General features: G+C 69.4%; 18 protein-coding genes and 2 pseudogenes. 14 read left to right on the top strand and 6 right to left on the bottom strand.

Annotated elements, in window-relative coordinates; translation table 11 throughout:
- Nucleotides 1–172: 172 nt before the first annotated feature.
- Nucleotides 173–296: pseudogene (locus tag AB0D59_RS42505) on the top strand (IS5/IS1182 family transposase); the annotation flags it as partial.
- A gap of 115 nt (nt 297–411) precedes the next feature.
- Here AB0D59_RS42505 and AB0D59_RS42500 read toward each other — a convergent pair.
- Nucleotides 412–885, bottom strand: a complete 474-nt coding sequence (locus tag AB0D59_RS42500) for a hypothetical protein (protein ID WP_362576639.1) — start codon at nt 883–885, stop codon at nt 412–414.
- On the opposite strand from AB0D59_RS42500, the gene AB0D59_RS42495 reads away from it, so the two are divergent.
- The 3 genes from AB0D59_RS42495 (at nt 885) to AB0D59_RS42485 (ending at nt 3926) form a co-directional block, all read left to right on the top strand.
- The gene (locus AB0D59_RS42495) at nt 885–1124 is read left to right on the top strand and encodes a transposase (RefSeq protein WP_362576648.1); all 240 of its coding nucleotides are present in this window, start codon (nt 885–887) and stop codon (nt 1122–1124) included. The two genes, AB0D59_RS42500 and AB0D59_RS42495, sit on opposite strands and share 1 nt — an antisense overlap.
- 175 nt (nt 1125–1299) lie before the next feature.
- The gene (locus AB0D59_RS42490) at nt 1300–2619 is read left to right on the top strand and encodes an MFS transporter (protein ID WP_362576638.1); all 1320 of its coding nucleotides are present in this window, start codon (nt 1300–1302) and stop codon (nt 2617–2619) included.
- A gap of 356 nt (nt 2620–2975) precedes the next feature.
- Entirely contained in the window at nt 2976–3926 is a 951-nt protein-coding gene (locus tag AB0D59_RS42485) for a CapA family protein (protein WP_362576637.1), read from the top strand.
- 314 nt (nt 3927–4240) lie between these two features.
- On the opposite strand, the gene AB0D59_RS42480 is transcribed toward AB0D59_RS42485, so the two are convergent.
- A complete protein-coding gene (locus tag AB0D59_RS42480; RefSeq protein WP_362576636.1) occupies nt 4241–5947 on the bottom strand; it encodes an MFS transporter in 1707 nt (568 codons plus the stop codon).
- Between the two features lie 648 nt (nt 5948–6595).
- Between AB0D59_RS42480 and AB0D59_RS42475 the strand changes: the two genes are divergently transcribed.
- Both AB0D59_RS42475 and AB0D59_RS42470 read left to right on the top strand, forming a co-directional pair.
- On the top strand, nt 6596–7675 hold the full coding sequence (locus AB0D59_RS42475; RefSeq protein WP_362576635.1) for a LysR family transcriptional regulator: 1080 nt from the start codon (nt 6596–6598) through the stop codon (nt 7673–7675).
- Between the two features lie 62 nt (nt 7676–7737).
- Nucleotides 7738–8919, top strand: coding sequence for an aminotransferase class V-fold PLP-dependent enzyme (locus AB0D59_RS42470; protein ID WP_362576634.1), 1182 nt, complete (start codon nt 7738–7740; stop codon nt 8917–8919).
- A 172-nt stretch (nt 8920–9091) separates the two neighbouring features.
- Here AB0D59_RS42470 and AB0D59_RS42465 read toward each other — a convergent pair whose 3' ends face one another.
- Nucleotides 9092–10159, bottom strand: coding sequence for a MerR family transcriptional regulator (locus tag AB0D59_RS42465; protein ID WP_362576633.1), 1068 nt, complete (start codon nt 10157–10159; stop codon nt 9092–9094).
- Between the two features lie 526 nt (nt 10160–10685).
- Here AB0D59_RS42465 and AB0D59_RS42460 point away from each other — a divergent pair.
- A complete protein-coding gene (locus AB0D59_RS42460) occupies nt 10686–10916 on the top strand; it encodes a hypothetical protein (RefSeq protein ID WP_362576632.1) in 231 nt (76 codons plus the stop codon).
- A gap of 53 nt (nt 10917–10969) precedes the next feature.
- On the opposite strand, the pseudogene AB0D59_RS42455 reads toward AB0D59_RS42460, so the two are convergent.
- Nucleotides 10970–11185, bottom strand: a pseudogene (locus AB0D59_RS42455) (hypothetical protein); the annotation flags it as partial.
- A 67-nt stretch (nt 11186–11252) separates the two neighbouring features.
- Here AB0D59_RS42455 and AB0D59_RS42450 point away from each other — a divergent pair.
- The 3 genes from AB0D59_RS42450 (at nt 11253) to AB0D59_RS42440 (ending at nt 14286) form a co-directional block, all read left to right on the top strand.
- The gene (locus AB0D59_RS42450) at nt 11253–11771 is read left to right on the top strand and encodes a proline dehydrogenase (protein ID WP_362576631.1); all 519 of its coding nucleotides are present in this window, start codon (nt 11253–11255) and stop codon (nt 11769–11771) included.
- A 131-nt stretch (nt 11772–11902) separates the two neighbouring features.
- Nucleotides 11903–12067, top strand: a complete 165-nt coding sequence (locus AB0D59_RS42445; protein ID WP_362576630.1) for a hypothetical protein — start codon at nt 11903–11905, stop codon at nt 12065–12067.
- A gap of 146 nt (nt 12068–12213) precedes the next feature.
- Complete coding sequence (locus AB0D59_RS42440; RefSeq protein WP_362576629.1) at nt 12214–14286, top strand: glycosyl hydrolase family 28-related protein; 2073 nt, start codon at nt 12214–12216, stop codon at nt 14284–14286.
- A 658-nt stretch (nt 14287–14944) separates the two neighbouring features.
- On the opposite strand, the gene AB0D59_RS42435 is transcribed toward AB0D59_RS42440, so the two are convergent.
- Nucleotides 14945–16576: a phosphodiester glycosidase family protein gene (locus tag AB0D59_RS42435; protein ID WP_362576628.1), complete on the bottom strand. Its 1632-nt coding sequence runs from the start codon at nt 16574–16576 to the stop codon at nt 14945–14947.
- Between the two features lie 404 nt (nt 16577–16980).
- Between AB0D59_RS42435 and AB0D59_RS42430 the strand changes: the two genes are divergently transcribed.
- From AB0D59_RS42430 to AB0D59_RS42415, 4 genes are all read left to right on the top strand, one after another.
- On the top strand, nt 16981–17721 hold the full coding sequence (locus AB0D59_RS42430; protein ID WP_362576627.1) for an SDR family oxidoreductase: 741 nt from the start codon (nt 16981–16983) through the stop codon (nt 17719–17721).
- A gap of 60 nt (nt 17722–17781) precedes the next feature.
- Complete coding sequence (locus tag AB0D59_RS42425) at nt 17782–18681, top strand: SDR family oxidoreductase (RefSeq protein ID WP_362576626.1); 900 nt, start codon at nt 17782–17784, stop codon at nt 18679–18681.
- A gap of 73 nt (nt 18682–18754) precedes the next feature.
- Nucleotides 18755–19087: a nuclear transport factor 2 family protein gene (locus AB0D59_RS42420; protein WP_362576625.1), complete on the top strand. Its 333-nt coding sequence runs from the start codon at nt 18755–18757 to the stop codon at nt 19085–19087.
- A 96-nt stretch (nt 19088–19183) separates the two neighbouring features.
- Entirely contained in the window at nt 19184–19804 is a 621-nt protein-coding gene (locus tag AB0D59_RS42415; protein ID WP_362576624.1) for a TetR/AcrR family transcriptional regulator C-terminal ligand-binding domain-containing protein, read from the top strand.
- A gap of 167 nt (nt 19805–19971) precedes the next feature.
- Here the strand turns inward: AB0D59_RS42415 and AB0D59_RS42410 are convergent, their stop codons facing one another.
- Nucleotides 19972–22575 (bottom strand): PA14 domain-containing protein, encoded by a 2604-nt coding sequence (locus AB0D59_RS42410; RefSeq protein WP_362576623.1) that lies wholly within the window; start codon nt 22573–22575, stop codon nt 19972–19974.
- Nucleotides 22576–22709 lie beyond the last annotated feature (134 nt).

The raw sequence follows: 22709 nt of genomic DNA, 5'->3' as shown, positions 1-22709 counted from the left end.
CGGCGGCCTCGACGACATGATCAGCTACGTCGACGGCTACGTGAAGACGCTCGCCGCCGCGGTCCCGGACGAACACGTCGACCGGATCGCCCGGCTCCGCGGCACCACTGTCCACGTCGAAAGCATGGCCGCCCGAGGTGCCCCCTTCGACGAGTTGCACGCGGCCGACGCCCTGGACTGGACCCGGGCCTGCGTGGATGCCTCCCACATCCGCGCAAAAAAAGGGGGGCGAGGCGACCGGCCCGTCACCGGTCGACCGCGCAAAGACGGGCAGTAAACGCCATCTGATCTGCGACGGGAAGAACACCCCGTTCAAGGTCATCACCACCGCGGCCAACGGACCGCCTTCCGGCCTCGCGTAAAAGAAGAGCTGCTCGCCCGGCGGCATCTTGAAGCGGTCGAGAGATCCGTTCAGCCGATGGTGAAGCGCTGGTTCTGGGCGCCTCGGTCGCAGCGGGCAGTACGGTAGTAGCCGTTGTCCTGCTGGTAGAGGCAGCGGCCCGTGCCGACGCTTTGGAGCATGATGGCGCTGCGGGGGGCGGGCTGGACGGTGCGCCACTTCTGGTATGAGCCGCCGTTACAGCGCAGGGGGTAGACGTCGCCCCGGTCATTGCTGTCGAGGCAGCGGCCCCAGAAGTTGTTCTTAAGAGTGGTGCTGGTGTTGAGGCGGCCGTTCCACTGCCACAGGAGGCTGCCGCGTCCGGTGGTGCAGCGGTCGCCCTTGAGGCCGGTTTCGGAGGTCTCGCGCAGGCAGTCACCGTAGCGGTAGTTCGCGAAGCGGCTGGTGGCGGTGGCAGCCGAGGCGGGTGTGGGGGTGAGGAGGGGGAGGGCGAGGCCGGCTGCGGCGATGAGGGCGGCGAAGGCTTTCCGGGTCGGGCGGCGCACTGGGGGTCTCCTTACAGTGGTTTTCAGAGGTACCTCGACAGGATCCCCGAACACCACCGCCTACGTCTGAAAAATGGGGAAAACGCCGGATCGAGCCGCTCATGCCGGCCGTTCCGGTCCGGGGACGGCGCTGGGCCGATTACCGCGGCACGCTCGAGGCCATCGCGTGGAAGTACCGCACCAACTCGCCCTGGCGGGACCTCCCCGAGGACCTCGGCTCGTTCCAGACGGCCCATTAGCTGCTGATCAGGTGGGCCGTCGACGGCACGTGGGAGAAGGTCTTCGCCGCCGTCCTCGCCGCAGCGGATGCCGTCGACGACATCGGCTGGACCGTAGTGATCACTAATCGGACAGATACATCCGATCAACTGACCAACCCATCAAAGAGGCACGCTCTAGCAGAAAGTGATCAGCGTGGAGACGAAGAACGTCGCCGGCAACGCCGGCACCAGACCAGGCAGAAAGTGGGGGGTCCTCGGCCAGCGTGACTTCAGGCTTCTGTGGATCGGCGAAACGGTACGCGGTATCGGCAACAGCGTCACCGCGGTGGCCGTCCCCCTCGTCGCCGTCATCACCCTCGACAGCAGCGCCACCGCCGTGGGCATACTCACCGCCGCGGTCTGGCTGCCCTGGCTCCTGGTCGGCCTGCCCGCCGGAGCCTGGGTGGACCGGATACGGCGCCGCCCCCTGCTCATCGCGTGCGCCGTTCTCTCCGCCATCCTCTACGCCACCGTCCCGGTCGCGGCCTGGCTCGACGCGCTCACCTTCACCCACCTTCTCGCTGTCGTGCTGATCTGCGGCATCGCGGCCGTCTTCGTCCGCACCGCCGTGCACAGCTACCTGCCGACCGTGCTCACCGACGCCGACCTCCAGGAGGGCAACGCCCGCATCAGCGCCAGCGAATCCGCCACCGACGTGGTCGGCAAAGGCCTGGCCGGCCTGATCAGCCAGATCTTCGGCGCCGTCGCCGGCCTCCTCCTCGACGCCGTCACCTTCGTCCTGTCCGCACTCTGCCTCACCGGCATCAAGGCCAGGGAAACGAAGCCGGAACAGCCCGACCAACCGATCCCCCTGGGCCGGCAGATCGCCGAAGGCCTGCGCTTCGTGTTCAGCGACCGCTACCTGCGCCCCATCGTCACCTACGGCGCTCTGGTCAACTTCGCGCTCCTGGGCTACCAGGCCGTACAGGTCGTCTTTCTGGTACGAACCGTCGGTGCGAGCACCGCGACCGTCGGCGTGCTCCTGACCGCCGGCAGCATCGGCGGCATCGTCGGAGCCTCCGTCGCCCCCACCGTCGGGCGGCGCTTCGGTACCGCACGGGGCATGCTCGCCACACAGCTGCTCACCGGGCCCTTCGCCCTGCTGCTCCCTCTGACGACATCAGGCGCAGGACTGGCGTTCTTCGCTCTGGGTACCTTCGTCATCGGATTCGGCATCGTCACCTGCAACGTCGTCCTGGCCTCCTTCCGCCAGACCTACTGCCCGCCGCGCATCCTCGGCCGTGTCGTAGCCACCACGATGGTCATCAACCACAGCACCATCCCGGTCGGCGCACTGATCGGCGGCTTCCTCGGCGACGCACCCGGCCCGCGGCCCGCCATGTGGATCATGACCGCGGTCCTCGCCCCCTGCGGCCTCGTCCTCGCCCTCGGCCCCATGCGCTCCCAGCGAGACCTGCCCGCCACAGCCCGGCCCGAGCCCGGACCCGGCATCCAGGAGAAGGAACCCGCGTGACCGGCCGGGACCTCTTCGACCGCTCGCGAACGGGAAGGGGAACGGTGTCGGGAACACGCCGGTGGCTGGTCCTGCGGGAAGAGGGCGTGTCTGCTTCGTAGCATGAGGCGATGATCACGTCCGGCGGGCAGGGTCCTCACCAGCGGCGCGAGCGGCAGCGCAGGTTGTGCCGCCGTCTGTTCGCCCTCGGCGTTGCCGGGACCGGTGCGGTGGCCGTTGCGGTGTTCGTGTTCCGTGCCGGCTCCGAGGGGACAGCCTCCATCGGAACCGCCCGGGCCCCCCTACGGGCGACCGGGATCACGGCGTCCGGTGCACCGGGGCCGCCGCGTCCGACGGGCAGCGTGCGGATCGCTGCCGTGGGGGACATCGTGATGGGCTCGCTGCCGGACGACCTGCCACCGGACGGCGGCGCCTCGTTCTTCGACCCTGTCGACGACCTGCTCGCCGGCGACGTGGTGCTCGGGAACCTGGAGGGCACACTCACCACCGGCGGCTCCAGCAAGTGCGACTACATCGATGGCCCGAACTGCTTCGCGTTCCGCGCCCCGCCGTCCTACAGCCGCTGGCTCAAGAAGGCCGGGTTCACGGCCATGAACCTGGCGAACAATCACGTCGACGACTTCGGGGCGGAGGGGCGACGCGACACGTTCGCTGCGCTGCGCTCCGTAAACCTGCCCTTCACCGGCCGCCTGGGCCAGATCACCATCCAGCGGGTACGCGGCATCCGGGTCGCACTGATCGGGTTCGCTCCCGACCGAGGGGCGAACGACCTCACGGACATCCCCGCCGCACGGCGACTCACCGCCCGCGCCGCGAAGATGGCGGATATCGTGATCGTCACGATGCATGCCGGCGCGGAAGGCTCGGACCGCACGCATGTAGAACCCGGCACCGAGTATTTCCTCGGCGAGAACCGGGGCGACAGCTACCGCTTCAGCCGTGCGGTGATCGACGCCGGAGCCGATCTCGTGGTGGGCAGCGGCCCGCACGTGATGCGGGGGATGGAGTTCTACAGGGGCAGACTGATCGCCTACAGCCTGGGCAACTTCACCGGGTACGGCGTACTCGGCCTCGGCGGCACACTCTCGACCAGCGGCGTGCTGCAAGTCACCCTCCGCGCCGACGGCACCTACGTGTCCGGGCGACTGCGCCCGACCCAGATCGTGGAGCCCGGCACGCCGGAGCCGGGCGGCGAGGCAGTCGACCTCGTCTCCAGCGTGTCGGAGGAGGACTTCGGCTCGGACGCCGCCCACATCTCGACGGAAGGGACAATCCAGCGCTCTTCGCCGGGTACCGGAGACGGCTGAACTGCTTCGGGGCCGGTGGAGGCTCTGATGCGCTCGTGGTCTGATGGAGCCGGGTTCCTGGAGAACTGACCGTCCAGCAGTACCCGGAGGCTGTCATCGATCGACTGGCCCCCGTAAACCCCTGAGCCCGATTCCTGCCGGCCGGAGAGCGGTGACTGCCGACAGGCACGCCGAAGCGTGGCCGCCGGCTGGGCCACCTCTTCCCGGGCGATCCGAGCGGCATGCCACGCCATGTCACGCCACGCCACGTCCCCCGGACCGGAAAGGACATCGGGCCGACCCGTTCCCGGCCGGTCGGCCGGGAACGGGTCCGGTCACTCCTTGGCGGCGGCGAGGGCGGCCAACTCGCGGTTGACGGCGACTTGGTGCGCCTCAGCGTCCATACGCGCCTTCTTCGGGCTCCATCGACCCGCCATCACGAAGACGAAGGGCAGGAAGAGCACCTGGCCGCCGACGCAGATCCACCACCAGGTGCGCCATTCGCCGGGCCCGTCCTTCGACGCCTTCTGGACCTTGGCGCCGTACTCCTGCAGCAGTTTCAGCTGCGGCGCCGCCTTCTGCACGACGGCGAGGTTCTCCGGGCCGACCTCCTTGGCGGCGCGGGCGCCCAACGCGGGCGGCACGGTGGCCGGGGTGTACTTGTTCAGCTCGGCGAAGAGATCCGGGTGCGCGTTGACGATGGCCAGCGCGGGCGCCGCCTGCGCCGAGGCGACCTTGACCTCGGCGCCGTGCTCCACGAGCGGGGTCACGGAGGTGACCAGTACCGGGATGAAGGCCGCGGAGACGGCGACCACGATGCGCACCGTCCAGCCCCACACTGCCAGGCCCGCCGCGGTCGCCGCCGGGTTGTGCTTCTCCACCGTCTCGGTGAAGCTCGCCATCCAGGGTGCGTAGGCGATGCCGCTGAAGACGCCGATGCCGATGAACAGCCAGGCGAAGGAGTAGTAACCGGTCGTCAGGTGGGTGGCGCGGGTGGCGAAGATCGAGGTCACCACGACGGAGCCGACCGCCCCGACGATCATGAAGGGCTTGCGTACCTTCAGCCGGTCCGAGAGCAGGCCGACCAGGACCAGAGCGATGGCGTTCGCCGCCCAGTACCAGTTGGCCAGCGCGTTGGTGCGCTGCTCGCTGTAGCCGAAGACGGTCGAGAAGTAGACGACGAAGTTGCCGACCGCCGCGTAGTACAGCAGCAGGAACACGGCGATGGCGAAGGCCGAGCCCAGCACGTCCAGTCGCACCATCTGCCGCCACTCGCCGCGGCGTACCGCCTCGGTGTCCAGCCCCTTGGCGCGCGCCTCGACCAGCGCCCGGTCCCGCAGCGTCACCATGATCTGGTCGCGCAGCGCCGGGGACAGCTCGCGCAACGCGAAGATCGCGACGATGAAGACGACGAGCCCTGCGATCGCCGAATAGCGCAGTTCGTCCTGCCAGGTGGCGCTGTCGAGGGTGTTGCTGGTGACGGTGGTGACCACCAGGGAGCCGATGACCGGGCCCATCGTCCAATACCCCATAGCGGTGGCCCGGCCGAGCTGTGGGGAGAAGTCCCTGATCAGCGCGGGGGTGGCGACCAGCACAATGCCCTCGATGAAGCTGACGAGCGCGAAGAGCACCAGATAGGTGGTCTTGTTCGCCGCGTTCGGCAGTCCGAAGCAGACCAGCAACGCGGCGATCAGCAGCCCATAGACCACCAGATTCGCCCGGCCCCAGCGGTCCGCCAGACCCGCCACGAGCGAGGCGAAGGCCCCGACCGCGTTGCCGATCACCGAGACCCAGATGAAGTAGCGGTACGTCATACCGAAGTGCGTGATGATCGACGTCGCCACCGCGTACTGGATGTACAGCATGTAGTACAGGACGACAGTGGTGACGACCACGATCGCGAGATACCCCATACGGCGACCGGTGGGCGGGTAGTCCGCAAGTTCGCGGCGGTACAGCCGGGCCAGCGGGCCGCGGGCGTCCGCGGAGGGCACATCGGGCGCGGGTCTGTCGGCGTCGGACGGTGTCGTGGCGGCGGACATACGGCTCCTCCCAGGGATACCCGGAACAGGGTGTTTGCGTCGGTGCGACGAGGGTGCGCGGCGACCCGGCTCCGGGAGCGTGGCCAGAGGGTAGTACCGACTAGTCGGTACGCCTAGGGGGTCTGCACGAGGTCATGCACCTGGTTCGTCCCGACCCGGTCGTCGCCGGTCCGCTCGACCTCTTCGGCCATGGATCACCACCAACCCGCCGGCTCCTCCTCCAGCTCGGCGAACTGCTCACCGGACAGCTTGGACGGACAGCTTGGACGGACAGCTTGGGCAGCTTCGTCGACCCGCGAAGGCGAGCGCGCCACTCCCGCCCTCACGCCGGGCACGACGCCGACGTTCCACCGACCGCTCACTGACCCGCAGATCCTTCGCGATCCCGGCGGTTCTCTCCCCACGAGCAAACCGCTCTCGCCTGCCTCGTACCGGATCCGCTCGCGAAACCGCCGCCCCTCCACGGTCGGACCACCACACTGCGCACACCGCATCCCACCGGCCTACCGCAGGCTCGAAGGGCCTTCGGCTGCTGCCCGCCGCCCTACCGTTCCATTCGCCGGTCAAGGCCGTGGTCCATCATCGTTCAGTGAAGTGAAGACCTCCGGAGGGGGAAGGTCACAGAATGTGATGGACGGAGTGAGGGGCATGTACAACCTGCGCCGCCTGGAGGTGCTGCGGGAGTTGAAGTACCGCGGCACACTGGCCGCCGTTGCGGCGGCCATGTCCTACAGCCCCTCGGCCGTCTCCCAGCAGTTGACACTCCTGGAGTCCGAGGTCGGCGCACCGCTTCTGGAGCGGGAAGGGCGGGGCGTCAGGCTGACACCGCAGGCCGAGATCCTGGTAGCCCGTACGGAGAAGGCCCTGCGGGAGTTGGAGCGCGCCGAGGTGGAGATCGCGGTGTCGCTTCGGGAGGTGTCCGGAACTCTCAGGGTGGCGGCCTTCCAGACCGCGATGCTCGCGCTGATGCCCGCCGCACTGACCTGGTTGCGGGAGAATCATCCCGGGGTGAGGGTGGAGGCCACGCAGGCCGAGCCCGATGCGTCGTTGCCCGGCCTGCTCTCCCGGGACTTCGACCTTGTGATCGACGAGACGTTCCCCGGTCACGCACGACCGGCCCGCGCCTCAGAGGTCGAGCAGCACCACCTGTACGAGGACGCCATGCGGCTTGCCACCCCGGCGCCCGTCGCGGCCCTGGCCGAGGTGGCCGAGCGGCCCTGGGTGATGGAACCTGTCGGCACGCCCGCCCGTGCGTGGGCGACCGCCGTCTGCCACGCGGCCGGCTTCGAGCCGGACGTCGCCTACGTCTCTGCGGACATGCTGGCCCACGCACGGCTGGTCGAGCAGGGCCACGCGGTGGCCTTCCTGCCCGACATGCTGTGGTTCGACCGCACCCCCCACCTCGCCCTCGACGCCTCCGCCGTCCACGTTCGCACCGTGCTCGCGACCGTACGTGCCGGTGCCGGGGAGCACCCTCTGATCCGGACTTTCCTCTCCGCGCTCCGGTACGCGTCGGCAGACTGCCCGCGCGCACAGGGTGACCGCCCTGGAGCGGCGCCGGTCACGACGTCCGCCGGGGCCTTCGCTGCCGCGGATCACCTGGCTGTTGCGGGCGCGGGCCAGGCGCAGCGGCCGGAGTGCCGCATTGCGTCGGTTCGCGAAACATCTCCAGACAGTTATTCGTCAGTATTACTGATCCTTCATATCCAAAAACATTCACTTTACTGAACTGGCGATACTTGAGAACGTGAAAATGAAAGGGCTCTTCGGACAGATGGGAAGCAAAGGGCATGGACATCGACGCGCTCCGCCAGGACACGCCGGGTACCGCGAACCGGGTGCACCTCAACAACGCGGGGGCCGGTCTGCTGTCCCGTCGGACTCTCGCGGCCATGACCTCCCACCTGGAGCTGGAGGCCGCCGTCGGCGGTTACGAGGCCGCCGCCCAGGAACGGGACCGCATCAATGCCACCCGCGCGAACATTGCCCGGCTGGTGGGCGGACAGGCGGACGAGATCGCGTTGTTCGACAACTCCACCCACGCATGGAATGCGGCCTTCTACTCCATGAGGTTCAAGCCCGGCGACCGTATCCTCACCGGCCGGGCCGAGTACGGCAGCAGTGTGCTCGCCTACCTCCAGACCGCCCAGCGCACCGGCGCCGAGGTCGTCGTCGTGCCCGACGACGAGTCCGGACAGCTCGACACCACAACCCTGGCCAACCTGATCGACGGGCGCACCAAGCTCGTCGGCGTCAGCCACGTCCCCACCAGCGGCGGCCTGATCAACCCGGCGGCCGAGATCGGCCGGATCACTCGCGCGGCCGGCATCCCCTTCCTGCTGGACGCCACCCAGTCCGTCGGCCAGTTTCCCGTCGACGTCGACGAGATCGGCTGCGACCTGCTCACCGCCACCGGCCGCAAGTTCCTGCGGGGCCCGCGTGGAACGGGCTTTCTGTGGGTGCGTCCCGAGGCCCTGGAGTACCTGGACCCGTGCGTCACCGAGATCGAGGCCGCGACCTGGGACGGCAAGCGCGGCTTCACCTGGCACGACGGCGCGCGGCGCTTCGAGACGTGGGAAGTCAGCTACTCCAACGTCCTGGGTCTGAGCGAAGCCGTCCAGCAGGCTCTGGAGCTCGGCATGGACGAGATCGGCCGACGGGCCATCTTCCTGGGCGCGTATCTGCGCGACCGCCTCGAGGCACTGCCCGGTGTCACCACCTACGACCTCGGCCGCAACCGGTGCGCCATCGTGACCGCAAAGGTCGACGCCGTCCCCACGGCCGACGTCGCCTCGACGCTCACGAAGCAGGGGATCAACGTCACCACGACCGTTGCCGAGCACACCCAGTTCGACACCGAACACCGAGGCGTCCACCCCTTGGTGCGGCTTTCCCCGCACTACTACAACACCGAGGCCGAACTCGACCGTGCAGTCGAGGTCATGGCCGAATTGGCCCGCACCGCCGGCTGATGCGCCGCTCCATACCTCCGGAGACCTCCGTGCGCCCGAAGCCGGCCGCCGGCCTCGCTCGCCTGCCCGCGGTACGGGTGGCCTGACGACGTCTGCTCACCACGCGGCCGCCGTGGCCGACGTCGCCGCCGTCTTCGCGGCCGCGCGACGTCGCGTCGCCGTGGACGTACCGTCAGTCCTCCAGGCGGACCGGCATCAGGATCGAGAAGGTGCCCTCGTCGCCGGGGCGGCGGATCGCGATCGGCGCTGTGGGGGTGCCGAACTCCAGAATCAGTCGGTCCCGGGCTCCGGCGGTCAGCGCGTCCAGCAGGAACTCACGGTTGACGGCGACCCGGTTCGGGTCTTCGTCAGCGTCAGTGCAGATGGTCACCGTGCCGCCGTCCTCCACTCTGAGCACGCTGAGGTCGTGCGCTCCGTCTTGTCCAAAGCGGACAGGACCGGTTTCCAGGGCGTTCCGGAAGGCCGCCACCTCGACGACGGTGCGGCGCCCTGCGACCTGGGGGAGAAGACGACGGTAGTCGGGGAAGGCGTGGTCGAGGCATTGACCGGCTGCCTGCCGGTCCCCGGCCTCCAGTGTCACGCGGCCACCGTCGACAGAAAGTCGCACGGGCCCTTCGCTCTCCAACAGCGCCCGCATTGCGTCGGCGAGGGGGGTGGGCACGAGGACCTGCACTCGGCTCCCGTCGTGCCCGGCGACAGCGGCCTGCGCGAGAGCCATTCGGTACCGGTCGGTTGCCACGGCATGGAGGCTCTCGCCCTCAATGTCGAACAGGACCCCGCCGAGCATCGGCAACTCGGGGTCGGTGCTCGCCGCGAAACGAACCGTGTCCAGCGCGGCTGCCAACTCGGGTGCGGCGACGGACAGCCGGACGGTGGTGCTGTGGAGCGAGGTCATGACGTTCTCCCGGTGATCGAGTAGTGCTCGGAGCGTGGAGAACTCGCCGCGGGCATCGGACAGACTCCGTTCGAGGCGGCGCAGATGCGCCGTCAGCAGCTTCCGGACCAGATCGGTGTCCGCGCCGGACCAACTGGCCAGCACCAGCCGGATGTCCGCCAACGGCATCCCGGCCCGGCGCAAGCGGGCCAGCAGCCTGGCCTCTTCGAGCTGCTCGGGCTCGTACCAGCGATAACCGCTCACCGGATCCACCCAGGCCGGGACCAGCACGCCGGCGCGGTCATAGAACCGCAGGGCGCTCACGCCCAGGCCGCTGTCGCGAGCCATCTCGCCAATGCTGCGCATGTCGTTCTCCACATCCAGCACTCTGGGCCCTGCACAAGGTCGAGGGTCAACTCGGCTCCATCCGCAGCCGCTCGCTGAGCGTCACGGATCAAGGGGATTGAACACAACTACTGAAGACCCAGGCGTCGATCAGTTGCCGCGTGGTGCGGCTGACGTGCGTGTTCACGTCGTCCCAGACCAAGACGACGGGGCCGCCGAGTTGCTGGTGCGGCTGTGTCGAACGCCCGATGCCAACGCCCGCCGCCGGCGGTTCGCCGGAGACCGGCGCAAGGGACACCTTCGTGATCCATACTCTGTGGAGGCGGTTCGGGGGAGGGCGTGTCCTTGCAGCACAGCGGTGGGATGGGACGAGCAGTCAAGGGAGCAGCGGCCGTTGTCGTTGCCGCTGTCCTGATACAGCTCAGGCTTCGAGACCTTGGTCGATTCAGCTGGCTGGTGCGGTGACCGCGAAGGTTCACCGGGTGGGGTCGAACTGATGACTCCCCTCACCAGTACAGTCGGCGCACCGAAGGAGCAGAGGAGCCCGGTGAGCACGAGTGACAGCAACGCAGATGGCCACCGTCGGCGGGCCGTGGCCATCAGGCGGACACAGGCCGGGCTGTTCGGAGTCGTCGTCCTGTTGGTGGGATTCCGTATCTGGGAGCGAGAGCATGGCGGTGGGTCGAGCTCGATCGTGTTCGGGCTGATGGCCGCATCGGCACTGTCTGTCGGCGTGCTGGAACGTTATCGGGTCAACGCTGCCAAACGATCTCGGTGACTCACCTTCCAGGTGGTTCAGGCTGCCGCTGGCAGCGGCCGACCGACCCAGCGGATCACGTCCCGGACGCGGACCGCGCCGGCGAACGTCACCTCGGCGATCTCTGTCACGGGCATGCCCTGCGCGGACGGTAGCACCATCTGCTCTCGCCGCCAGGTCACCACCGACCCGGTCCCCTTGCGGACGATCCGCAGCAGGCGCCTGCCGTCGTCGCCGTCGATCCCACGAACCCGCACGCGTTCAGCCGCGTGCTCATTCTGACCGTCCAGTTCCGGACCACGACAGGCCGCAGACCTGGCTGCTGACGGATCAGAGGGGAAAGACAGAATGGGAATCATGGATGCTGGACTCGCTGCACTGCTCGGCGCCTGCGTAGGTTCCCTCGCCACCATCGGCGCGGCGTTGGTGAACGGGCGTGCGGCGGCGCGCTCGCAAGGTGACCAGTGGCGCAGGCAGCACCGCAGGGACGCCTACGCGAACTACCTCGGTGCTCTTCACGACCGAGACATCGCTATGGACGCGGTGTTCGGTGCACTCCAGCCGGAGACTCCTGACCTGCGGGACGTAGACGACAAGGTCCACCGTTTCGTCGCCTTGGCTCGGGAGGTACACCGTGCCGCGGAAGTCGTCATCCTCGAAGGTCCGTTTCCCACGGTGGAAGCAGCCGATCGTGTGGCGCGCGCATCCGGTGACCTCTCCAGCGTGATGCGTCGGATGGTGAGGAACGCCCATGCCGAGGACTTCTCCCAGAAGGTGGTGGACACCGCTCTCGCCGCCGAGCGGGAGCGCGCCCTCTACCAGGCCGTGAAGGACTTCCGCGCAGCAGCCAGCGATGTCCTCGGCAACGCGAACTGACCCCTCCGCCCATGCACCACCAGGCGACGCGGTGTGGCCCGGCGTAGTGCGGCCGGCCGGCCGACAACATCAAGCGCGGTCATCCCAAGGACCCCCGCTACGACCTCAAGCAGCTCCGGACCGGCCTCGCGGTGACCGGCGACGGCGATGTCCCGCTGCCGTCCCGCGTCATCGACGGCGGAGCCGCGGAGATCTCCCAGACCACCGGCACCATGGACAGTCTGTACGCGATGGCCGGGCCACAGTACGCGAACTCCATGCAAAGAAGCGACAATCGCTTGCAGGATCCGTACTGATAGATGGAAGGAAGCGTCCAACGACTTGTCCGGCCGTCCTGCCGCGCCCTAATGTCCCGGTACGCAGCGGCACGGCACGTTCCCGCCGTGCTGCCGTGCACCGAGCTGCCCTCGGTGACCTCCGCTCCTAGAGAAACGAGAATCCGATGGCGCGCTACACCAACCACGTGGCTGCGGAGCGGCTGAGGGGGCGTGCCCGAAGACCGGCTCGGACCCTCGTGGCGCTGACCGCGGCCGCCGCCGGACTCGTGCTCGGGCTCGGCGCTCCGGCCCCGGCGGCCTCGGGGCACGGTGGCCGTGCGGGCACCCCGGCGGTGACCCGGGCCGGGCTCGATCCCGCCCTCGTCGCGGGGCGGGGCGCCACGGTGGATTTCGTCGAACAGGAGGCGGAGAACGCGGCGACGAACGGCACCGTCATAGGCCCCGACCGCACCGCGTACACGCTGCCCTCGGAGGCATCCGGCCGCACGGCGGTGCGCCTGAAACCGGGCCAGTACGTCGAGTTCACCCTGCCGCGCGCGGCCAACGCCCTCACTGTGCGGTACAGCATCCCCGACGCTCCGGAAGGCGGCGGCATCACCGCGCCCCTCGATGTCTCCGTGGGCGGCGGCCGCCGCACCACGATGACCCTCACCTCGCAGTACTCCTGGCTCTACAACCAGTACCCGTTCAGCAACGACCCTCAAGGCGACCTGCTGCACCCCGACTGGTGGATCACCGAATGCGGTTGCGTTCCCGCCGCCACCAGCCCGACGCCCACCATCGACAAGCCGTTCAGGCCAAGCCACTTCTACGACGAACAGAGACTGCTGCTCGGCAAGCGGTACGCGGCCGGTGACACCGTCCGCCTCACCGCGCCCAAGAACACCAACGCGGCCTGGACCGTGATCGACCTGCTCGACACCCAACTCGTGGGCGCGCCGCATGTCGAGAAGCATGCCGCGAACGTCATCGCGTTCGGGGCCGATCCCACCGGCCGGCGTGACGCGGGCGACGCCTTCGACCGGGCCATCGCCTCCGCCAGGAAACGCCACCTCAAGGTGTACCTGCCGCCGGGCACGTACCAGGTGAACCGTCACATCACCGTGGACGACGTGACGATCGTCGGGGCCGGCAGCTGGTACACGATCGTCAAGGGCCACCAGGTCACCCTCGACACCCCCGCCCCCGACGGCTCGGTTCACACCGGTGTGGGCTTCTACGGCAAGGACGCCGCGGACGGCGGCAGCCACGACGTCCACCTGTCAGGCTTCGCCGTCGAGGGCGACGTACGCGAACGCATCGACACCGACCAGGTCAACGCCCTCGGCGGGGCGCTCAGCGATTCGACGATCGACGGTCTCTACCTCCACCACACCAAGGTCGGCATGTGGTTCGACGGCCCGATGACCCGTCTGCGTGTCACTGACACCGTGATCGCCGACCAGATCGCCGACGGCCTCAACTTCCATACCGGCGTGACCGATTCGAGTGTCTCCAACACCTTCGTCCGCAACACCGGCGACGACGGTCTGGCCATGTGGTCGGAGAAGACGGGCGACGCGCGCAACGTCTTCGCCCACAACACCGTGCAGACCCCGGTCCTCGCCAACGGCATCGCCCTGTACGGCGGCACCGACAACACGGTCACCGGCAACCTCATAGCCGACCCCATCAGAGAGGGCAGCGCCATCCAGGTCGGCTCCCGGTTCGGCGCGCAGCCGTTCACCGGACAGCTGAAGATCACGGACAACACCACAGTCCGTTCAGGGCCGTTCGAGCTCAACTGGAAGATCGGCCTGGGAGCCATCTGGTTCTACGCCCTGGAACGGGACATCGACGCCGACATCCAGGTCACCGGCGACCATTTCCTCGACAACACCTACAACGCGATCATGCTGGTCTCCGACTTCCCGGTGAAGGACAAGTACGCGATCCGAGGCGTCCGTTTCAAGGACGTCCGCGTGGACGGCACCGGTACCTCCGTGCTCAGCGCCCGCTCCGCCGGATCGGCGTCCTTCGAGAACGTGGACGCCCGTAACGTCGGCGCGGTCGGCATCAACAACTGCGGATCCTTCAACTTTCCCGCCTCCGGCTCCGAGTTCGCGGTGAACGACCTCGGCGGCAACGACGGAGGTGGCACGACCGGCCCCTGGCTGGCGTCCTGGGAACTGCCGAACACCATCACCTGCGACGACCGTCCCCCGGTGGCCCCGCCACCGGCCCCGGCACCTTGGTGAGGCACGACGGGCGAAGTAGCCACACCATCGCAGGGAGACGGACCGTGTCCACGGGTGGGAGGCCGAGTGCGTGCCGGGGGGGCCTGCGAGACGACCGGGAGCAGGCCGCCGTGGAAGCCCGTAGCCGGTCTCGCGGCCGACGCGCGCGGGAGTGACAGGGAAAAGCGTTAGGTCCGGGTGGAGAAGGCGCTCGAAACCCTCGGGGCCGGTATCGGCCCCGAGGATGACGCTGCCGAGTACGGCTGGGCCGTGGACGCGCGGTGCTCGCTCTGCTGCATCGTGGGCGCTGTACGGCGTTACCGACTCCACCGCTCCGAACCAGCCAACCAGGTCTCGCCCGGCCCGTGCCCCGTCAAAACCCCCGCCCATACGGCTTCTGTTGCGGGGCTGGAATCGCCGGGCGCCGGTGATCGTGGACGCCCTGCGCGGAACCGCGTGGCCGGGATCGGGTGAGGTGGTCACCGCCACGTCGCCCGTCCCACCCCTTGAAGGGCGTTGATCGCCCGGTGCCGTGACGTACCGTGCCGGGGGCGTCCTCGGCACGCCCGGAAGGTGACCGTGGCTCGCGGCGTCACCGATGTCGTGCAGGCGCGGCGATCACCCTCCGCAGGGCGGCGGAGGGGTGACACGGCGCCTAGACGGTGCCGCGCGCGGGTGGTCAGTCCCGTCCGGGGCGCGGTAGGACCTGGACCGTGTCGCCGACGGCACGCTCGCCGGTGGCGTCGGACGTGACGTTGACGAGCCTGCCGTCGACGGCCATGGCGGTGGAGCCGCCGCCGTCCAGGTTGAGTGCCTGTACCGCGCCGAGTGAGCGCATGAACCGGGCGGCCTCGCCGAGCGTGAAGCCCTCGCTGACACCGGGCTGCCGGCCGTCGACGGTCACGAGCAGCAGCCGCCCGCGACCGTCGACGCCGGCCAGGGTGCGCGGCTGGCGCACGTTGGACCAGGCGAACCCGAAGGAGAGGTCGAGCGGGTCGAGTGTGCCCTCGGTGGCTGCGTCGATGTGGACCCGGCCGTCCTCGACCAGAGTCGGGGCCGCGCTGACGATGCTGTCGTCGGGCCCGAGCCGGACCTGCCTGCCCGAGGCGTCCCGCACCGTCTCCCGCAGCTCCAGCCGGCTGCCCGTTCCGGCGTGCCCGGCGAGCCAGGCGGCTGCGGCCCCGGTGCCCTGGAGGACCGAGCCGCCGACGGGCACGGAGCCGCCCCGGTCACCACGGGATACGACGACACCGTGCTGGTCGAGGACCACCTGGACGCCGGCGCCGGTCGGCAGTGGCGCCCCGAACTCGGAGGTGAACTTCACCAGGTCGTCCGCGAGCGAGCAGGTGATGTCCTGGCGGGGGAGTTCGGTGGGCACGGCGCCGGGGCGGCCGCAGTTGCGCACCTTGCCCGGGATCCGGTTGATGCCCTCCACCGCGCGGACGGCGGAGCCGGAACGGACGGTCACGGTGGTGGTCAGGTCCGCGACCCGGAGGTGCCGTCCGCCGTCGGCGAGGATCAGCGCGGCACGGGAACCGACCGCCATGGACTGCAACTCGCCGCGCACCGCGGACAGTCCGGCCGAGGTGCCCTGGACGCCGTCCGCGTCGGAGGTGACGAAGAATCCGCCGTTGACGCCGACGAGGGAGCCCAGACGGGCGGCCACCGTCGAGGTCTTCTCGCGGTCGGCGGCGTCGCCGCCGTCGCTCACCTCGATCGTGCCGCGCAGCCGGGCCGGATCGACGACGGCCACGTGGATGCGTTCCGCGTCGGCGCGCCGGCGTCCGTCGTAGCCCGTCCACTCGACGGAGGTACGGAAGCCGGCGGCCGACACCGCCGAGGCCAGCGTCACCGCCTCGGCCTGCGTGGCGTACCGGCCGACCCTGACCTGCCACCCCATCGTGCCGTGCGGCGTGTCGGCGTACTGGTCCCACGTCACCCGCTCGACGCGTGGCGCGAGCCCGGCGGCCCGCAACTGCCCGGCAGCGGTGTCGGCCCAGCCGCGGTCACCCAGCGGGGCCCAGGTGGCGGCACCCGTGAGGCGGTTGACGGCCGGAGCCTGGACGGTGACCGTCCACACGCCGGCGGCCCGCGGGTCGCTGAGCACCCCGGTACGGACCTCGATCCCGGGCGCCACGTACCGAGTGGTCCACGCGACGGCATTCGCGGTGGCGTTCCCGGCCCGCGCGCTCGCGCCGGCCGGCGGAACGAACGCGAGCAGCGCCAGCACGGTGCCCAGCACGAAACCGCGTCCCGCCTTCCGGCGCACACCCCGTACCGCGCACCCGAACGTCTCGGCTCTGACAGACATGCCTCTCCTGACGTACGACTCGGCTTGTGCGGTGCCACCTGTCATAGCCGCCCCGCCCTGCCATCCCAGACCGACGCGAAGGCCCCTGCGTGAAGCGGCGGACACGGGGTGGAAAAGCCTGTCTTACATCCGACACACCCTCACGTCCCGCCCTGTGAGCGAGCATCCGCCCCCGCGACCTCCCCGTACCGTGCACGGCTGACTCGAAGCCGTGTCGTTCACCGTGCCCCGCGCTCGGGGTGTTCCCTGCCTGTGCGGCCGGAGAAGGCGCGGGTGGGTTCGGGCGGCACGACACCGTGCGTACGTGGTGCCGAAGACCCCACCCTCAGATATGGACGGCCCGTTCATTTCATGGTTATATGAACGAGCCGTTCATTTGGAAGCGCCTGAAAGGGAGACCCCCCATGAGCACCCCCACCACCGACCGTGTCGCACTGGTCACCGGAGGCTCGGGCGGCATCGGCCGCATCGCGGCCGAGCGGCTCGCCAAGGACGGTTTCGCGGTCGCCGTGCAGTACGCGGGAAACAGGACCAGGGCCGAGGACACTGTGGCCGCGATCACCGCCGCCGGCGGCAGGGCCCTGGCAGTGGGAGGCGATGTCGCCGACGAGAACGCGATGAGCGCGGCGTTCGACGCGGTCGAGTCGGTCTTCGGCGGCATCGACGTGGTCGTGAACACCGCCGGCATCATGATCCTGGCACCGATCGCGACGTTCGACCTCGCGGACCTGGACCGGATGCACCGCACGAACATCCGCGGCACCTTCGTCGTCTCCCAGCAGGCCGCACGCAGGGTCCGCCCGGGTGGCGCGATCGTCAACTTCTCGACCTCGGTGGTCCGCACCCAGCTGCCGGGTTACGGCGCCTACGTCGCCGGCAAGGCCGCAGTCGAGGGCCTGACCCTCATCCTGGCCCGTGAGCTGCGCGGCCGGGACATCACCGTCAACGCCGTCGCGCCCGGCCCCACCGCCACACCGCTGTTTTTGGACGGCAAGGACGACGCCACCATCGCGAACTTCGCCAAGGCGACCCCGCTCGAGCGACTGGGCCGGCCCGAGGACATCGCCGAGGTCGTCTCGTTCCTGGCCGGCCCCGCGCGCTGGGTCAACGGGCAGGTCCTCTACGCCAACGGCGGACTCGCCTGACCCCCGCCGCGCACGCACCACCCTGCCTCTCCACCGTCACTGCGGAAAGGAACCACGTTCATGTCCACAACCGGCAACGTCGTCGTCATCACCGGCGCCTCCAGCGGTTTCGGAGCACTCACCGCCCGTGCACTGGCGGACGCCGGCCACACCGTCTACGCCGGCATGCGCCAGACCACCGGCCGCAACGCGCCCCAGGTCCAGGCCGCCGCCGACCACGCCGACGAGCACCACGTCGACCTGCGGTCCATCGAGCTCGACGTGAATTCCCAGCTCTCCGTCGACACCGCCGTCGCACGGATCGAGGCCGAGCACGGCCACATCGACGTGCTCGTCCACAACGCCGGCCACATGGTGACCGGGCCGGCCGAGGCCTTCACCCCCGACCAGCTCGCCGAGCTCTACGACGTGAACGTCCTGTCCACCCAGCGCGTCAACCGCGCCGTGCTGCCGGGTATGCGCCGGCGCCGGCAAGGACTGGTGCTCTGGGTGTCCAGCACCAGCGTCAAAGGCGGCACCCCGCCCTACCTCGCCCCCTACTTCGCAGCCAAGGCCGCCATGGACTCCCTCGCGGTGTCCTACGCCGGCGAACTCGCCCGCTGGGGCGTGGAGACCTCGATCGTCGTCCCCGGCTCGTTCACCAGCGGCACCAACCACTTCGCTCACTCCGGCCACCCCGACGACACCACCGTCGAGGCCGAGTACGAGAGCCGGTACCCCGGCCTGATGGACCAGGTGGCGACCAGACTCGCCGCCCTCGCCCCCGAGGACGCGCCCGCGTCGCTGGTCTCCGACGAGATCGCCCGCATCGTCGCCCTGCCCGCTGGACGGCGCCCCTACCGCGTGCACATCGACCCTGCCGACGACGGATCCCAGGAGGTCTCCGAGACCGCCGACCGTATTCGCCGCGGGTTCCTCACCCGCATGGGCCTTGCCGACCTGCTCACCGTCCAGAGCTGAAACCCTGGTCCGGGACGGCAAGAGGGACGTCAGGCCCCGCGTCCTGGCCCCACTCACCGACGAGGCACTTACCATGAACATCATCGATATCCCCGCCGCCATCCAGACCTTCGTCGAGGCGACCAACCGAGGCGACGCCGAGGCATTCGCCACCGCGTTCACGCACGACGCCGAGCTCAGCGACTGGGGTCGCGAGTACCACGGCCGCGACGGCGTGCGCGCCTGGGACCGGACCGACAACATCGGCGTACAGGCACACTTCGCGCTGGACGCGATCGAGCCCGGCGCGTCATCCGACACCTTTGTCGCCACCCTGACCGTGACCGGCAACGGCTACAACGGCACCGGCCCCATGACCTTCCGCCTGCGCGACGGGCTGATCGCCAGCCTGCGGATCGCTCCGTGACACCGCGCGTGACATGACACACGCAGACCCGACGCGGGCAGCGCCCACCTGGAATCCGACACGACACGGCCCCCCGGCAACCGAGCAGGAGCACACATGGCGAACGATGCGAACCGACCCGCTGCCGGGGAGGGCAACGCTCGCGGACGGGGGCGCCGGCCCGCGGACGAGGTCCGGGCAGACGTTCTGCGCACCGTCGGGGACCTGCTGCTCAGCGAAGGCATCGGCGACGTCACCTTCGAACGTGTCGCCCGGGCATCGGGCGTCAGCAAGACCACCCTCTACAAATGGTGGCCCTCCAGAGGCGCGCTCTCCCTGGACGGCTACTTCCACGCCGTCGAGGACACGCTCGCCTTCCCCGACACCGGGGACATCCGCGCCGACCTGCTCGCCCAGCTCCGCGCCTTCGCCCAGGTCATGACCCAGACCCCGGGCGGTCGCATACTGGCCGAGCTCATCGGCGAGTCACAGACGGACCAGGACCTGGCCACCGCCTACCGGAAGCTGTACTCGTCGCAGCGGCGCCGGCTGGCGGGAGAACGCCTCCACCGAGCCCAGGAACTCGGCCAGATCCGCACCGACATCGACGTGCGGATCCTCGTCGACCAGCTGTGGGGCGCCGTCTACCACCGACTGCTCATCCCCGACGAACCCATCACCGACGACTTCATCGTCGGACTCGTGGGCAACCTGCTGGACGGAGTCCGCCCGAGGTAGTCCGGTGATGAACCCGGTGACAGCGGCGGGAATGCGGTCCGCCGCCGTCCGAAAGACGGCGGCGGACCGCACCCCTTTCATGGATGGCGGCGGACCGCACCCTTTTCACGGGCGGAGCAGGACACTCGGCGCAGCGCGGGGAGGCGTTCGCCGACTCCGGGCGGGCGTCAGGCGCACCCGGCCGGGGTGGCCCGTGAGGCGTCGGAGATCAGCGCCTGTTGGGCCGTCCTGAGCCGTTGGACGTCGGGCTTGACGACCTTGCGGTCGTACGTCAGCAGGCCGTTCAGCTCACCCTCGACGTCCGAGATCTGGGTGTACACCGCGCCGTTGCCGCCCTTGCAGGCCAGCGCGTGGACCTCGGCGAGCTTGGCCAGGTAGTCGTCGGTGTAGGTCGCCGGGTCGACGTCGACGTACGACTGCTGCACGGACCAGGCGTGTCCCGGTACGGCGAGGCCGAGGCCGCCGTACTCACCGCTGACCAGGGCACGTTGACCGTCGGGGTGGGGCGGCAGGGCCGGACTGGGATAACCGTGTTCGTCCATGATGTCGCCGGTGCCGCCGTCGTCGCCGAGGTTGAGCCCGGACATGGAGTTGACCAGCCGGGTAGGGTCCCAGGACTTGGCCTGGTCGGCGATCCGGGCCATGTCGTACTGGCCCCAGCCCTCGTTGAAGGTGACCCACATGACGACCGACGGGCTGCTGAAGTGCTCGTCGATCATCTGCTCCATCTCGCGCTCGTACTCGGCGCGCGCCTGGGCGGACGGGTTCACTCCGGCCGTCATCGCGGGCATGTCCTGCCACACCATCAGGCCGAGCCGGTCGGCCCAGTAGAACCAGCGGTCGGGCTCGACCTTGATGTGCTTGCGCACCGCGTTGAAGCCCATGCTCTTGTGCATCTTCAGGTCGTAGGCGAGAGCCTCGTCCGTCGGGGCGGTGTACAGGCCGTCCGGCCAGAAGCCCTGGTCCAGGGTGGCCATCATGAAGATCGGCTCGCCGTTGAGGAGGGTGCGCGGGACACCGTTCACCTTCTCGACCTTGATCGACCGCATCCCGAAGTAGCTGCCGACACGATCGGCTCCGACGCTCACCTTCAGGTCGTAGAGGAACGGGTCGTCGGGCGACCACAGACGCGGGTTCCGGATGCGCAGGGTCAGGGGCGTGCCGCTGCGGCCGGTGACGGTGGCCACCTTGCGCTTGCCCTCGTAGGCCGTCGCCGTGACGGGCAGGCCGTCCCGGACGCCCTGCGGCTCGACGGTGAGCGTGCCGGCGTCGACGTTCGGGGTGAGCCTGAGCTGGTCGACGTGGTCGGCGGCCACCGGTTCCATCCACACCGTCTGCCAGATACCGGAGGTCGGCGTGTACCAGATGCCGCTGGGGTCCAGGCGCTGCTTGCCGACCGGCGGGTTCTCGCCGTCGGCCGCGTCGGTGGGGTCGTAGACGCCGACGATCAGCTCCTGGGGGCGGCCGGGCTTCAGCGCGTCGGTGATGTCGGCGCTGAACTTGTCGTATCCGCCCTGGTGTTCGGCCACCTTGGTGCCGTTGACATACACCTCCGCCCGCCAGTCGACCGCGCCGAAGTTCAGCTGCAGCTTCTTGCCGGAGCCGATCTTCCAGCCGGCCGGGACGGTGAAGGTACGCCGGTACCACATGCGGTCCTCGTGCCGTTCGAGCCCGGACAGCTGCGACTCGACGGGGTACGGGACGAGGATCTTCTCGCCGAGCTTCCTGCCCACCGGCGGCTGTTCTCCCGCCGTGGCCGCGGCGAACTGCCAGGTGCCGTTGAGGTTCTGCCAGGCACCACGCGTGAGTTGGGGCCTCGGGTACTCCGGGTGGGCGTTGCTCGGCCCGACCTTGTCGGCCCACTTGGTGCGCAACTCGTACGTCGACCTGTTGGCACCGCTGCTCCAGAACGAGCTGACAACGTTGCCACTCGCGCCGGTCAGGCCCCCTTGACCGTCGTAGCGCAGGTCGGCGAGACCTGACGCGGTGCCGGTCTTGTTGCCGACGACGGGCTCCTTCAGCGTGATCAGCAGCTTCCGGGGGTCGGCGGAGTCCAGCCGGGCATCGCCCAGAGGCCAGGCGGCGCCCCCGATCACGGCGTCGAGGTGCTCGCCGAGACCGGCCGGCGGCGCGCTGAGCGGCTGCGCGAACTCGAGGGCGAGGGTACGGCCGCTCGTCAGGACGGCGGTGGAGACGGCTCCGTCGTAGTCGTAGCCGTCGGGCAGGCGGAACGCGGACTGCGGTACGGCGGTCTTGGTGCCGCCGGGCGGGGTCCAGCGCAGGTGGAGGTTGGAGCCGCCGTAGTGCTCGAAGTACTCGACCTTGATGTCGTAGGCCTTGCCCGCCGTCAACTCGATGAGCTGGCCGGTCTGTTCGCGGTCCCAGTCGTCCACCCAGTGGTCGATGACCGCCTTCCCGTCGACCCACAGCCGGAAGCCGTTGTCGCCGATGATCGAGAATGTTGTGGGGCCGGACTTCTCAGGGACGATCTTCCCGGTCCAGCGGACGCTGACGTCGTCCGACTGGCCGGTGGCGAAGTTCAGACGCGGCTCCAGGGTGTCGAAGTCGAGGTTCGGGTCGAACCCGGTGGCTTTGAGCTCGTGGAAGTCGAAGGCGCCCGGGGCGGACTGGGTGTAGTACTCGCCCTTGAGGCCGTGGACTTCGACGGGATCGTCGGCCGCGGTGGCGGCGGGTGCCGCGGTGAGGCCGGCGAGGCCCAGTGCCGCGGCGAGCAGCAGGGCGAGGCGTTGTCCGAGAGGTCTGATGCGCACGAATCCTCCTTGGGTGAGGAAGGGTGGCGGCTCGTTGCTTCAGTCTGTACAACGTTGGAAGGAACGGCAGTTGGCATGAGAGCACGGCTCTCGACCTCTGTCCAGGGGCATGACAATCCCCGGGGTACGGGGCA

Source organism: Streptomyces sp. NPDC048417, from assembly GCF_040651615.1.
GTDB lineage: Bacteria > Actinomycetota > Actinomycetes > Streptomycetales > Streptomycetaceae > Streptomyces.
The sequence above is the reverse complement of the archived record's forward strand: the minus strand, read 5'-3'. Positions and strand labels throughout refer to the sequence as shown.

Excerpts from the sequence above, each read along its gene's own strand:
- AB0D59_RS42435 (WP_362576628.1), bottom strand. The coding sequence starts at position 16,576 with ATGTCTGTCAGAGCCGAGACGTTCGGGTGCGCGGTACGGGGTGTGCGC.
- AB0D59_RS42430 (WP_362576627.1), top strand. The coding sequence starts at position 16,981 with ATGAGCACCCCCACCACCGACCGTGTCGCACTGGTCACCGGAGGCTCG.
- AB0D59_RS42425 (WP_362576626.1), top strand. The coding sequence starts at position 17,782 with ATGTCCACAACCGGCAACGTCGTCGTCATCACCGGCGCCTCCAGCGGT.
- AB0D59_RS42415 (WP_362576624.1), top strand. The coding sequence starts at position 19,184 with ATGGCGAACGATGCGAACCGACCCGCTGCCGGGGAGGGCAACGCTCGC.
- AB0D59_RS42450 (WP_362576631.1), top strand. The coding sequence starts at position 11,253 with ATGGATGCTGGACTCGCTGCACTGCTCGGCGCCTGCGTAGGTTCCCTC.
- AB0D59_RS42475 (WP_362576635.1), top strand. The coding sequence starts at position 6,596 with ATGTACAACCTGCGCCGCCTGGAGGTGCTGCGGGAGTTGAAGTACCGC.
- AB0D59_RS42420 (WP_362576625.1), top strand. The coding sequence starts at position 18,755 with ATGAACATCATCGATATCCCCGCCGCCATCCAGACCTTCGTCGAGGCG.
- AB0D59_RS42470 (WP_362576634.1), top strand. The coding sequence starts at position 7,738 with ATGGACATCGACGCGCTCCGCCAGGACACGCCGGGTACCGCGAACCGG.
- AB0D59_RS42465 (WP_362576633.1), bottom strand. The coding sequence starts at position 10,159 with ATGCGCAGCATTGGCGAGATGGCTCGCGACAGCGGCCTGGGCGTGAGC.
- AB0D59_RS42440 (WP_362576629.1), top strand. The coding sequence starts at position 12,214 with ATGGCGCGCTACACCAACCACGTGGCTGCGGAGCGGCTGAGGGGGCGT.
- AB0D59_RS42480 (WP_362576636.1), bottom strand. The coding sequence starts at position 5,947 with ATGTCCGCCGCCACGACACCGTCCGACGCCGACAGACCCGCGCCCGAT.